A 12,161-nucleotide genomic window follows, 5' to 3' on the forward strand; every position below is an offset into this window, starting at 1 on the left:
TCGGGAGGTAAGCATGTTAAGTCTTCAGCCATTAAACAGTGCTGATGGAGCAGCAGCGTATTATCTGGATGTCGTCAATTATTATGAAAACGATTCTAAAAGCATGCGCTGGTTAGGAGAGGGAGCGAAAATTCTTGGGATCCACGGGCAAACAGTAGAAAAAGAACAGATGATGGCCCTTCTTAAAGGTACATTACCGGATGGTACTCAACTCGGTCGAATCGATAAAGACGGTATTCATCATCGCCCTGGTTTTGATATGACCTTGACTGCCCCAAAATCTTTCTCAATTTTACTTGAAAGTGGGGCTGATCCACGGCTTGGAGAGGTGTTTGATAAAGCTGTTGAATGGTTCGTTGAAGAAATGGAAAAAGAGTTTGCTCAAGCAAGGCAACTTGTTGACGGCAAAATAGAATACATTGATACCAAAAATTTTCTCTTTGCCACGTTTCGCCAACCAAGCTCTCGCGCCAATGATCCTAATTCGCATACGCACCTTGTAGGCCAAAATATGACTCACTGCCCAGATGGAAAATGGCGATCACTTGCCAGTGACATGGATAGTCAAAAAGGAGTGGTTGAACAAATCATGAAGCACCATATCTATGGCGGGCTTAAATTTCGCAACAAATTAGCAAATTTAACTAAAGGAATTGGTTATCAGGTGGTTTCTGATGGCGATGGCTTATGGGAAATTCAAGGAGTGCCTGATCTGGTATTAACTCATTTTTCAAAACGAAGGGTAGGAATCGACGCACTATTGGACGAAAAAGGCTGGAGTGGTGCCAAAGCATCCTCAATTGCGGCTCAAAAAACAAAATTGGATAAGGTAATCATTGATTATGATCAATGGAAAGAAGACATCATTAAGGAATGCCAGGAGATGGGTTTTGATCCACATCAATTAGTGGCGTCATCGTATAAGCCGCAGCAAAATCTGTTTCAAACCTTAAAAGAAAAAATTGTTGAGCGCTTTTATGGCAAGGACAACATTGAAATGAATCATGCCAGAAAATCTGTCTATGTGGCCATTGAATCAATCAGTCAACAGCACGCAGTCTTTGAGGAAAGAGAACTTAAAAAAGAAGCACTTAAACATGTAATCGCCAGCAACAAGATAATCGATGAAACCTTAATTAATAAAGCCATTGATGAACACATTGCGAATCAAAACCTGTATACGGCCAAGCATCCTTTCACACAAAAGCCCTTATTGACAACGCCCTGGCAACTAACCCTAGAGAGCGAGTCCATCCAGCGTATTGAAAATGGCAAAGGTGCCGTTTCTGCTATTTGTTCAAAACAAAAAGTTAGTGATTTTATAAAAACAAAAGAAAAGGAGATGGCATTTGCTTTATCCCCCTCACAAAAAAAAGCCATGACCACTTTTTTAACCTCAACAGACCGATTTATTGCCATTCAAGGGTATGCAGGAACTGGTAAAACCACGATGTTACGTTTAACCCGCGAATTAGCATCCCTTCAGGGCTATGAGATTCGTGGTATTACAGCAGGCTCGGCAGCCGCCAATGAACTACGCCATAAAGGGGGGTTAAATGCTTCTACCTTTGCAAGAGAGTTGGGGAGATTACAGAATCAGAAACAAGACTTGAGTAAAACAATCTTTGTGGTAGATGAAGCTTCTATGTTATCTAATCCACAAGGCCATAAAATCATCAAACTGGCAGAACAGTTTAATACCCAGTTAAAGATCATTGGCGATAAAGCCCAACTTCCATCCCCCTCCAGCGGGAAATTATTCTCTGTCATTCAAGATTATGGGATTAAAACCGTTGCTATGACAGATAATCTTCGCCAGAAAGATGCGGAATTAAAAGAATCAGCTATTCATGCGGGGCGTGGCGAAATCTATGATGCCGTTGAAAAATTAACCCATGTAGAAACAGCGGATACTTATCTGAAACGAGTGGACTATCTGGCGAGTAAATGGTTGTCATTAACAACAGAAGAACGGCAAAACACACTGTGCTTTGCGCCAACTCACAAGAACCGTCAGGATATCACTCTGATTTTACGGAATGAATTAATTAAAGAAGGTGTATTAACAGGACAAGAGCACCTGCAACCGATATTAAAAGAGCGCAATTTAACCAGTATCAAGCTTCGAAATGCAATTTATTATAACCAAAACGATGTTATTCGTTTTAATAGTACTATCCAGAAACACAACATTAAAGCAGGAGAATATTTAACCGTTGGACAAGTAACTAATGCACACAAGAAAAATAATACGCTTTCCCTTAAGCGTGAAAATGGGCAAACCATCACATTCAAGTTGTCCTCATTGCCTGAATTTAAAACTGAAAATAAAGACCTGGAGCGGCCAATCGAAATATATCGCCAGGAAATACTGAATTTAATGGCAGGTGATCAAATCCAATGGAAACGCAATTCTGAAGACAGAGGTATTCGCAATTCTGAATTGGCAACCATCAAACAAATTACCAAAGAGGCAATCATCATCACCACAGAAGACAATCAAACCCTTCACTTACCTCATCAGGCAAAAGAATTACGCCATATAGATCATGGCTATGTACTCACAACCTATGCCACTCAGGGAAAAGATAAAAAAAGAGGTCTTGGCCTTATTGAAAGTTTCAACCGATTTGCATCGACCATTCAAAACTATTACGTGGAAACAACACGGGGTATTAGCGAAATGATTGTAGTCACTGACGATAAAGAACATTTAGTCAAAGCCATTACCATTAATGATAGTGATAAGTACTCCTCAATGGATATGGTTGGCTCAGAGACCTTGAAAGCCCATGAGACGCGTTTTAAAGATCATAAAAACAGTTTTGCCTTACAAAATGTCATTGAAAAAAAATTATCTAAAGAACAAGACTGGAAGGATTTAGAACATACTGTAGAAACTTATCTTCAATACAAACAGCAAGGGCAAGAACGAAAAGCCGCAAAATTAGCGGTTACTATCGTCAATGATCACAAACTCTATCGCCTTGCCAAAGAACGTTTAGGCTTTAGTGTCAGTACGTATCGGCGCGATGCCCTGCGCTTTCAAACATCGAAATTGTTTCACTCACTGCCCGAATCAGAACGCCAGCATTTATCAACGGTTAGGCACTATGTAACCTTAAACCAACAAATTCTCAAACGAAGCCAGCATATTAAAGTCCAAGAACTTGAACAGGGTGTTGGCAATGCTATTTCAAACCAGAATAAAATAAATCTACAACAACTTGCAGCCAAACGAAATGCAGTGGCTTTTTTGATAAGTCGAAATCTTGAGAGTTATAAACCTTATCTGCAACATTTTTCCATTGGTGACCTGAACCGGATTGGATTGCCGCAGCATGAGTATGGCAAGGAAATAAAAAAAGCACAGATTCGACTGGAATCACTTGGCAAGCATGCAACAAGGGATTTGATACGAACCAATGTTTCTTTGTATTTAAACGCCCAAGGTGAAGAGAAAGAGAAGCTCGCAGCTCAAATTAAAAGAGAAGCCAAATCATCACACGCTTTTGTTTTAACCCATGCAAAAGAACTCAAACAAAAGCCAGAAACATTATGGATGTCCATTCATAAGGATGCACGATTACATAGCGACAGATTATTTCGTAATGGCTTAAGTGCCGATGGAAGATTGGTATTTGATAACATCAAAGCCTATAAAACACTGCAGTTGGAACTTAGGGAGAATTGGTCAGCAAGTCTTAAAGAAGCAGAAAAAGGTACGGGGAATAGCGTAAATCCCAAATCTGTCGAATTATTAACCTCTCGTAATGCGCTAGCTAATGAGTTACTGCAAAACAAGAGCACTCCTGAAATAGCAGCCTATTTCAAATTGGATTTGGCAAAACTGACAGTACAAAAGGAAAAGCACCAGTACAGTGAAAACATCAAACAATTTATGGCAAGCAAAGGGAGTTTCAAAGCTCGTCTCGCCGCCATTAATGAGATTAAAAACGACATCAAGGGACATCATCCCTTTATTAAAGAAGCACATCTTGATACGAAAATTATTAGTAAATACCTGCGAGTTACTGACCGGCTGGAACGATTAAGCAACCTATCTTCTGCTGAGAAAAAAGACTATCGATGCTTTCTGAGTTACAAAATGGCCAGTACTCAGGCTTACAGGCACTGGCAGCAGGTGCATTGTAATAAAGCAAATGGGAACTTGCAAAATAACAAGCTGATTTCAGAAGCAATCACTCAGTCCTCCAAACGCGATTATCTAGCTCACCAACTGAAAGACTCACCGTTTCTTGATTTAATTTTGTCTTATGAAAAAGGCAACAAAGAAAAACTATTAACGCAAGCGGGCAACCATCAAATAAAACTGCGGGAAATAAAGGATCTCAATGAGGTCATACACACACTGTCCACCCAATATGCTAGTATTACAAACGCTGATTCTGTAAAAGCAGTATCAGCCTGGAAAAAGAACTGGTCATCCCTTTGTTCTCACATTAATCAAATTGAAAAAGGTAAAGGGTATCAGCTGACTTTACAAGAATACCCGTTAAATGTGGTATCGGTAAAAACAATCAACAAAGATCTGGAAACTCACTATGATTTTAAACCCGACCAAATCACCCAAAAATCAGACCAATCAGTCAATCCAGTCTTACAGAAATTACAAAAATCATCCCAATTTTTGGATGCCCGAATCATTAATGAATCTCTAATGGTAAATCCTGAAAACACCTATACAGCAATTTGGGGTGAGCCAAGAACAAAGAATTCTAGGGAATTACGCTACGATGGCGGCCTGATTGTAACCTTGAAAGGTAAAGACAAAGGGTTGTGGCATCACTTTAGTGACGGGGTGGGAGGCGCCCCAATTCAGGCGATTATGAAAAGAGATAATTTGTCCTTTAAAGAAGCACTCTCTCAAACAGCCACTTTGGCAGGGATACATCAATTGGATGCGCCTTTTAATAAAATAAAGCCATCCAAAGTTAATCAACTAGAATTACAAAAATCTAGCAACACGGAAAGGCGAAACAAAATTATTTCAGCAAAAAGCATCTGGGATAGCTCTGTTCAGGCAAAAGGGACATTAGCTGAAAAATATTTAAAACAACATCGTGGAATCGATGCTATTGATAAATTAGATGTACGTTTTTGGCCTGCAGGTTCCCAATGGAGGAATTGTAATGAGGATGGAATACTGGAAGATAAAATCAATAAAATCCCAGCTTTAATCATTGCCGCACGGAATGAAAAAAGTGAAATAACCGGTGTTCAAAGAATTTACCTTGACAGCAAAACGGCTAGTAAAAATAAATTCATGGACCAACCAAAGCTATCAAAAGGAATCATAGAAGGTAGTTGCGGAATTATTCAAAAAGGTATGCAAGGATCTCCACTTTATGTTGCCGAAGGATTTGAAACAGGCGCATCCATCGCTATTGCAGACAGTAAAGCAACTGTACTCTGTTCCTTTGGCGTTTCCAATATGAAAAATCTAAGTCCAATCATCAAAAAATACAATGCAAAAGAAATTATTATTGCAGGTGATAACGATGGGAATTTCGCTAAATCACAACAAGCTGTTGAAAAAACAATAGTCACTTATAAACAAAATAATCTAAACGCCAGAGCGGTATTCCCTAACATGTTACCAGGAAAAGTAAAAACGGACTGGAACGATATTCATTTGAGTAAAGGGATTGCAGAACTCCAAAAACAATTGGTAAACAAGGACATTGGAAGTACGCTATCGACACCCATCAAACCAATAACAATACCAGAAAGAATTGCCAATATTGCACAGCTAAAATCCATGAAACTAAATGATTCCCAAATCACCGCTATTAGAGAAAACACCGCAATCGTTGATAATAGCAGGAACATAAATCAACTGGTTGCTGCATATAATAGAAGTAATCAGGCCATAGAAAAAACTAGCTCCTTTACCGCTGGAAAAGTGCAATCCATAAAAATCAACCGCGAAGTAGACATGGAGTTGTAAGGTTTTTCCCGGAATGTTATCTGTTAAAGTACTTTCTTGTATAAAACTTCCCTTAATAATGCGCCTCCATCATAAAACTCTTCTAATTTTGTTTCACTCGTTGCCTGAAAACCTTGATTTTCATAAAACATCTGTGCGGGTGTATTATCCTCTAAGACCCAAAGAAGTGCTTCTTTATAGCCAGCTTTTGATAATTCAGTCAATGCGGCCTGACATAATTTTGTTCCAAAACCATTGCGCCAATAACCTGGATGTAAATAAATAGCACTGATTTCACCTGATAAATTACCTTTATTTCCATCGCGAAACTCACAGACACTCGCAAAACCAATAAGATGATTATCTTTTTCCAGTACCAGAATTAGTACTCCTTCATGTAATAGGCTATACCACTGTTGGGTTCGTTCTGATACTGATAAGTGACTTAATATTGATTCAGGAATATATTGTTCATATGCTTTTTGCCATGAACGAATGTGAACTAAAGCGATGGCCTCTGCATCAAACTCTTTGGCAATTCTTATCAATGAATCAGTCATCTAATTTTATAACTCCCACAATCATCAAAAAAAATATATGTTACTTGCTTTGATGGCTTAAAACATAACAATCAAATGTCATTACCCAAATAGTCCAACACCACCACTTACCGGCTATGGCTCAACAAATAACCTAACCCCCAGTCATCTTAAAGATCTTTTTCCATCTGAGTTATCCTAAGTTTAACCCCATCAGGAAGCATAGCAATATCCTCTTTGATAGCCGTCCACCCCTTCGCCTTATAAAAGGCAAGTCCTGATGCGGTTGCACCTAAAGCACCACGACTAAATCCATAAACTTTGGCCGCTTCCTCTGACGTTTTTAAAATTAATGTCCCAAGACCTTTGCTACTAATGTTTGGCAACACAAACATTGCTCTAATTCGTGCCCTATCTTTTTTTGGATCTAACTTGACGTCTTCTTGTGATTCGCTTTTTGGCCCTGCATACAGTTTATTGCGAAAACTCCATCCTCCACAAGCCAACATAACCCCATGTTCATTTTCAACAACGTAATATGTAGCATCTACAATTATTTGTTCGTCAGGAACACAGACATAGTGCATCGAAGATTGAACTTGCTCAGGTGTATAATGCCCCTGACCCAATATTTCCATAGAACGCTTCATCACCGACTCTATTTCGTTCCTATCGCGTAATGTAGCTATTCTTATTTTCAAATCCGGTAGTACCCTATTGTTACTCATAATAATACTGCCTTATAACTTACTTAAAATTATTTCCATAGAGAAAATTTTCTTGTCAACTCAGTTACCCTATCCCAGTCTCCAAATAAAACAATGCCATAATAAATAAGCTCCTCATTGCTTACTTGTAAGGTTCTCTCAATCTGTTCTTTGTAATTACCAATAGTCATCGTGTCAGTAAAATCATTACAAATGATATGATTTGCAATAGCTTCATTTCGTAGCTTCCTAATTTTGTTTGAATTCTCTGAGAGAATAATAAAAGGTATTTCCGAAATGAATGGATGAGAACCTCCATCAGCATCTTTGTAATCAGTTAAGCGTCATTCGGCCTTACCAATGGCGGAACCTAAACCAATACACATATGAGCTAATGCGTTCATTGCTTTACCTGTGTCTATACTTTTATTAAGAACAGCCACTAATTTATTTTTAAATTTCTCTTCTGACATAATGCATCTCCAAACATTTCGACTTCACATTTTGTGCGTTATAACGCATAATTAGCTATAATACCATCGTGCGTCATAACGCACAAGATGTTTCTAAATATAGGTGAATTGTGAAAGATATAAACAAGCATATCTCTTTAACTTTAAAAGAATTACGTCGCGAGCGAGGATGGAGTTTAGATAAAACTGCACTAGAGACTGGGGTAAGTAAAGCAATGTTAGGACAAATTGAACGGGAAGAGTCTAGTCCATCCATTGCGACTCTTTGGAAAATTGCTAGTGGCTTCCATACCTCATTTTCTTCTTTTATTGAAGATATTAGTACTGATTTTAACAGTCCTATTTATCGTGCAGGCCAGCCCCAACAGCTTCATGTCTTGGATGAAAAAATTCGCATAATGCCACTGTTCCCTTTTGATAATGAATTAAATTTTGAACTATTCATCATCGAATTATTACCAGGCTGCGAGCATTTATCACCTCCACACGAGCATGGAGTTATTGAGCATGTTATTGTGGTCGACGGGACAATGGAGCTCCTAGTAAATGGGGTATGGAAATCTTTACGTCAGGGTGAGGGGATTCGGTTCAATGCGAATCAACCACATGGCTACCGAAATACCACATCTGAAACTGTTTCTTTTCACGATGTGATCCATTATCCAAAGCAAGAGTCTCATTGATAAGTCACAGCCCTTTACGACGAGCGATTGAAGTTAAAACTCAGAGGCATGAACCTGAGCAACCATTAATTGAAGATAAACAAAAACTACTAGGAGGTGGACTTGGCTAAGCATCTTACAGATAAAGACATCGAACAAGTTGTAGAAATACTTGATGGTTTGAGTGATAAATTAACATGGGAGGCATTATGTGATGCCTGCGTACCAGTGATCGGTACGAAACCAGCAAGACAAACCTTACTAAAATTTTCTCGTATCACTGATGCATATATTTTATGTAAAAAGTGTCTAAAAGAAGGCATCCCAAAAAGATCGTTACCGCCATCGTTGAGAGTTGCAGTAGAACGGATTAACAGATTAGAACAGGAGAATGAGCGTTTAAAACTCGAGAATGCAAGATTATTACAACAGTTTGTTGCCTGGCAATATAATGCCTATACTCATGGAATATCTGAGCGCCAGCTAAATAGCCCCCCCTACCCGCAATAGACAGAGGGCAAACTGATAGTGCTAGTTGAAATATAGATTAACCTAAGTCCTATGGTATTTTCAAAAGGAAGGTTGTAAATCAGACATAGGGAATTAAAGAGGCTTTAGACAATGAAGATTACCTTTGACATAGATAGCAATTTCAAATTTCATCTGAATGAAGCTTTATATTGGATGAATAAGGCCTTAAAAGGAAATGATCCAGATAAGTACAAATATACATTACTATTTTCAGCTTTTTGCATCGAGCTTGGATTGGTAGCTGCTGCCTTAAATATATGGGGAAGGGAAGAGATATTTAAGAAAGATAAAACCATACCATATTGGGAATTAGAAAAAAAATGGGAAGGTAGATTAGAAGAAATTATTATTAAATCATTTTCTGGACTGGAGGTATGGGATACTGAAGAAAATACTCCTAGGAGCAGCGTCACCATTGATAAAGATGTTTTGAAAAAAACCCTAAGAAAGGGTGTTATAAATCAAAGAAATAAGTTAGTTCATTCTGAGGGAGAATTCGATACATCTCAATTGGTTAAAGACGCAACTACTTCGCTTCTACTTGTAAATATCATGCTACCTGATAATTTAAAGTTTGATCATTCCTTAAGTGAAAACAATATTGAATTTATTCTGAACAATAATATTTTTGCAAATATTATGTCTCATCTAATAAAAGAATTCGTCATTTTTACTGAAAGTGAGGGTGGGGTTGAGCTTTCTACTATTGATACTAGTGACTTACGTGAATGTTCTCAGTGTGGAAATGATTCTTTATTAATACTTGAACTAGATAAATTAGCATATTTATGTCAGTTATGCTTGGAACATGGGTACTTAGGCCATTGTATCCAATGTGATAATTTAATTTTGCCATCAAATGTCCATAAATGGGATGATAACGGAACAACTCATATATGTGATTATTGTTTTGATGATTTTGGTAAATAAATGTAGCCTACTTCTGAACAACCATTACTTGAAAAAATTGAAGTGCTTGACAGTTTGGCAATATAACGCTATGCACATGGTTTAATCAATACACTTCAACAAGCTTTTACTTACCATTGACAAATGGTCAACACATTCAAATTACTGACAACAAAAAGGCTATTTTAAGTTATACTTAAAATTAATTTATCTAACTATGGTGACTCATGAATCGAAAAGATCTTATGCTTGCAGCTTTATATCCCGCAGACATGGATTCTTATACTCCTGTTCAGATACAAAAATTACTTTTTCTTATCCAAAAAAAAATCCCATTTTGCGCAGAGAATGGATTCGATTTTTCACCATATGATTATGGGCCTTTTGATAAAAATGTATACCAAGAATTAGAAATTTTGGCAGATGAAGGTTATGTCGATATACATGAGCATGAATCTTCTGCTTGGAAAACATATGGACTCACAAAAGAGGGGGCTGTAAAGGCAAAAGAAGTCTCTGATACCTTGGATGATAGTACAAAAAGTACCATTGCTAAACTCTCTAGTTTTGTTCGCCAACTTTCATTTTCTCAATTGGTATCTGCTATTTATAAAGCTTATCCCGAAATGAAGCAAAACAGCGTATTTAAGGATTGATTAGATGACTGTACTAGTGGGAATAAATTGTAAGGATGGCGTCGTCATTGGGGCAGATAGCTCCGCAACTTCTGCCATGGGCCAATATCCATTAATTGAGATGCAAACCAAGAAAATAGACATAATTAATGATAAAATTATAGTTGCAGGCACTGGACAAGTTGGACTAGGCCAACGATTTAAATCAATTGTTAAAAATGCTTGGGATCAGGGTGTCTTTAAGCATGATCATGTTGAAGTTGGAAGACAGCTATCTCAAAAGGCTCTAACAGACTTCGGTTCCACTCAAGCAGTAAAAGGATCTTTCGGAGCTCTAGTAGCTTTTTGTTGCAAAAAACAAGTACATTTATGCGAATTCCCATCGAATGACTTCCAGCCAGAATTCAAGGAAACAAGCCGTTTATGGTATGTCGCAATGGGATCAGGCCAAGCATTAGCTGAACCCTTCCTTGCCTTTATACGTGATGTTTTCTGGGAAAAAGAAATTCCTAGTATCCAAGATGGAATATTTGCTGTTTACTGGACACTTGCCCATACAATTCAATTAAATGCGGGTGGGATTAATGGGCCAATTAACATTGCAACTTTGCGTTGTATCAATAATGATTTTCAGGCTAAGATTTTTGAAGAGGAAGAATTGGCAGAACATAAAGAAAATATATCTGCTATAAAAAGTCGACTACGAGAATACAGACAAGAAATCATAGATGGCAAAACTGATACTGAAATCCCCTCATAAATGACTAAATTTTGTATTTAAATAACTAGATTTAACAAAATAATATATTATTGTTATGTTTTGTTTTAAAAAAATCAATAATATAAAGGATTATTGTAAAATTACATATCTATCAGGTAGAAAGAACCAGTTCTAACTGGAGAAAGACTCATGATACACCCAATGCCTGAAATCAATGCTCAGTTAAAGCAATTACGATTATCCCACATTGTGGATAAGCTTCAACAGCGCAATCGGGAATCTATAGAAAGGAAACTAACCTATACTGAGTTTTTTTCTTATTATTACAAGATGAACTTCTGGGTCGGGAAAACCATAAGTTACGGGCGCGCATGAAACGCCCACATCAGCAGTGACAAAACGTTGGAGGCTTTTGATTTTGATTTTAATCCAAAAATAAATCGTGCTCAGATACAAGAGCTTGCCTCCTGTCGCTTTATTGCAGAAAAAGTTCCTGTCCTGATTGTAGGACCCTGTGGCACAGGGAAATCTCATATAGCACAATCTCTGGCGCACTGCGCTATGAATCTCTCAAACCAAGTTATTTAATGAACTCCAGGCTGCGAAAGCCTCAGGGCGTTTCGACAAAAAGTTTTCCGATCTTGTTAAAATTCCATTGCTTATTGTGGATGACTTTGGTTTGAGACCTTACGTAATCAACAAGATGAAGACTTCCATGATATCATTTCTGAGCGTTAAGAACGTGCATCCACCATTATCACAAGTAATCTCGTCTTTAGTGAATGGGGCTCTGCTTTCCCCAATCGCTTACTTGTGCGTATTCCGGAGGACTTGATCACTAATTCCGTTAGGCATTTGATCACCGATTCCGGAGTATTTGATCACTTCAACGCCTCACGCAGTGGATTATCTTTTAAAGGGGTTTAGTCTGTAAAGATTTTTTTGTTTTACGCATGGATTCACCATTGAGTTCTATTCTGATTGAGTTATGCACGAGTCTGTCAAGGACGGCGTCTGCAAGTGTTGCATCCCCA

Annotated in this window: 11 protein-coding genes and 1 pseudogene; 8 read left to right on the forward strand and 4 right to left on the reverse strand. The window is 37.9% G+C overall.

Going from position 1 to position 12,161, the window contains the following annotated elements:
• The first annotated feature begins 13 nt into the window (after positions 1-13).
• Positions 14-5,971 carry a conjugative transfer relaxase/helicase TraI gene (gene traI / locus Lwor_RS00865; RefSeq protein ID WP_058491857.1) on the forward strand — a complete coding sequence of 1,986 codons (5,958 nt, stop codon included), beginning with the start codon at positions 14-16 and terminating at the stop codon, positions 5,969-5,971.
• A gap of 23 nt (positions 5,972-5,994) precedes the next feature.
• Here traI and Lwor_RS00870 read toward each other — a convergent pair whose 3' ends face one another.
• The 3 genes and pseudogenes from Lwor_RS00870 to Lwor_RS00880 all read right to left on the reverse strand — a co-directional run bounded on the left by Lwor_RS00870 (position 5,995) and on the right by Lwor_RS00880 (position 7,669).
• Positions 5,995-6,510 carry a GNAT family N-acetyltransferase gene (locus Lwor_RS00870; protein WP_058491859.1) on the reverse strand — a complete coding sequence of 172 codons (516 nt, stop codon included), beginning with the start codon at positions 6,508-6,510 and terminating at the stop codon, positions 5,995-5,997.
• A 149-nt stretch (positions 6,511-6,659) separates the two neighbouring features.
• The gene (locus Lwor_RS00875) at positions 6,660-7,217 is read right to left on the reverse strand and encodes a GNAT family N-acetyltransferase (RefSeq protein WP_058491861.1); all 558 of its coding nucleotides are present in this window, start codon (positions 7,215-7,217) and stop codon (positions 6,660-6,662) included.
• 29 nt (positions 7,218-7,246) lie between these two features.
• Positions 7,247-7,669, reverse strand: a pseudogene (locus tag Lwor_RS00880) (DUF2000 domain-containing protein).
• Between the two features lie 110 nt (positions 7,670-7,779).
• On the opposite strand from Lwor_RS00880, the gene Lwor_RS00885 reads away from it, so the two are divergent.
• From Lwor_RS00885 to Lwor_RS14275, 7 genes are all read left to right on the forward strand, one after another.
• Positions 7,780-8,352, forward strand: coding sequence for a helix-turn-helix domain-containing protein (locus Lwor_RS00885; RefSeq protein ID WP_058491863.1), 573 nt, complete (start codon positions 7,780-7,782; stop codon positions 8,350-8,352).
• A 102-nt stretch (positions 8,353-8,454) separates the two neighbouring features.
• A complete protein-coding gene (locus tag Lwor_RS00890) occupies positions 8,455-8,841 on the forward strand; it encodes a hypothetical protein (protein ID WP_058491865.1) in 387 nt (128 codons plus the stop codon).
• 111 nt (positions 8,842-8,952) lie between these two features.
• Positions 8,953-9,792: a hypothetical protein gene (locus tag Lwor_RS00895; protein WP_058491867.1), complete on the forward strand. Its 840-nt coding sequence runs from the start codon at positions 8,953-8,955 to the stop codon at positions 9,790-9,792.
• A 206-nt stretch (positions 9,793-9,998) separates the two neighbouring features.
• Positions 9,999-10,427, forward strand: a complete 429-nt coding sequence (locus tag Lwor_RS00900; RefSeq protein ID WP_058491873.1) for a hypothetical protein — start codon at positions 9,999-10,001, stop codon at positions 10,425-10,427.
• A 4-nt stretch (positions 10,428-10,431) separates the two neighbouring features.
• A complete protein-coding gene (locus Lwor_RS00905) occupies positions 10,432-11,166 on the forward strand; it encodes a hypothetical protein (protein ID WP_058491875.1) in 735 nt (244 codons plus the stop codon).
• 345 nt (positions 11,167-11,511) lie between these two features.
• The gene (locus Lwor_RS14270; RefSeq protein ID WP_115090917.1) at positions 11,512-11,715 is read left to right on the forward strand and encodes an ATP-binding protein; all 204 of its coding nucleotides are present in this window, start codon (positions 11,512-11,514) and stop codon (positions 11,713-11,715) included.
• On the forward strand, positions 11,693-11,962 hold the full coding sequence (locus tag Lwor_RS14275; protein WP_115090916.1) for an ATP-binding protein: 270 nt from the start codon (positions 11,693-11,695) through the stop codon (positions 11,960-11,962). Before Lwor_RS14270 ends, Lwor_RS14275 begins: the two co-directional genes overlap by 23 nt.
• Positions 11,963-12,040: 78 nt before the next feature.
• Here the strand turns inward: Lwor_RS14275 and Lwor_RS13990 are convergent.
• Positions 12,041-12,161, reverse strand: a 121-nt coding sequence (locus tag Lwor_RS13990; protein ID WP_238584598.1) for an ATP-binding protein, incomplete at its 5' end; no start/stop codon positions are given.

Source organism: Legionella worsleiensis (genome assembly GCF_001467535.1).
GTDB lineage: Bacteria > Pseudomonadota > Gammaproteobacteria > Legionellales > Legionellaceae > Legionella > Legionella worsleiensis.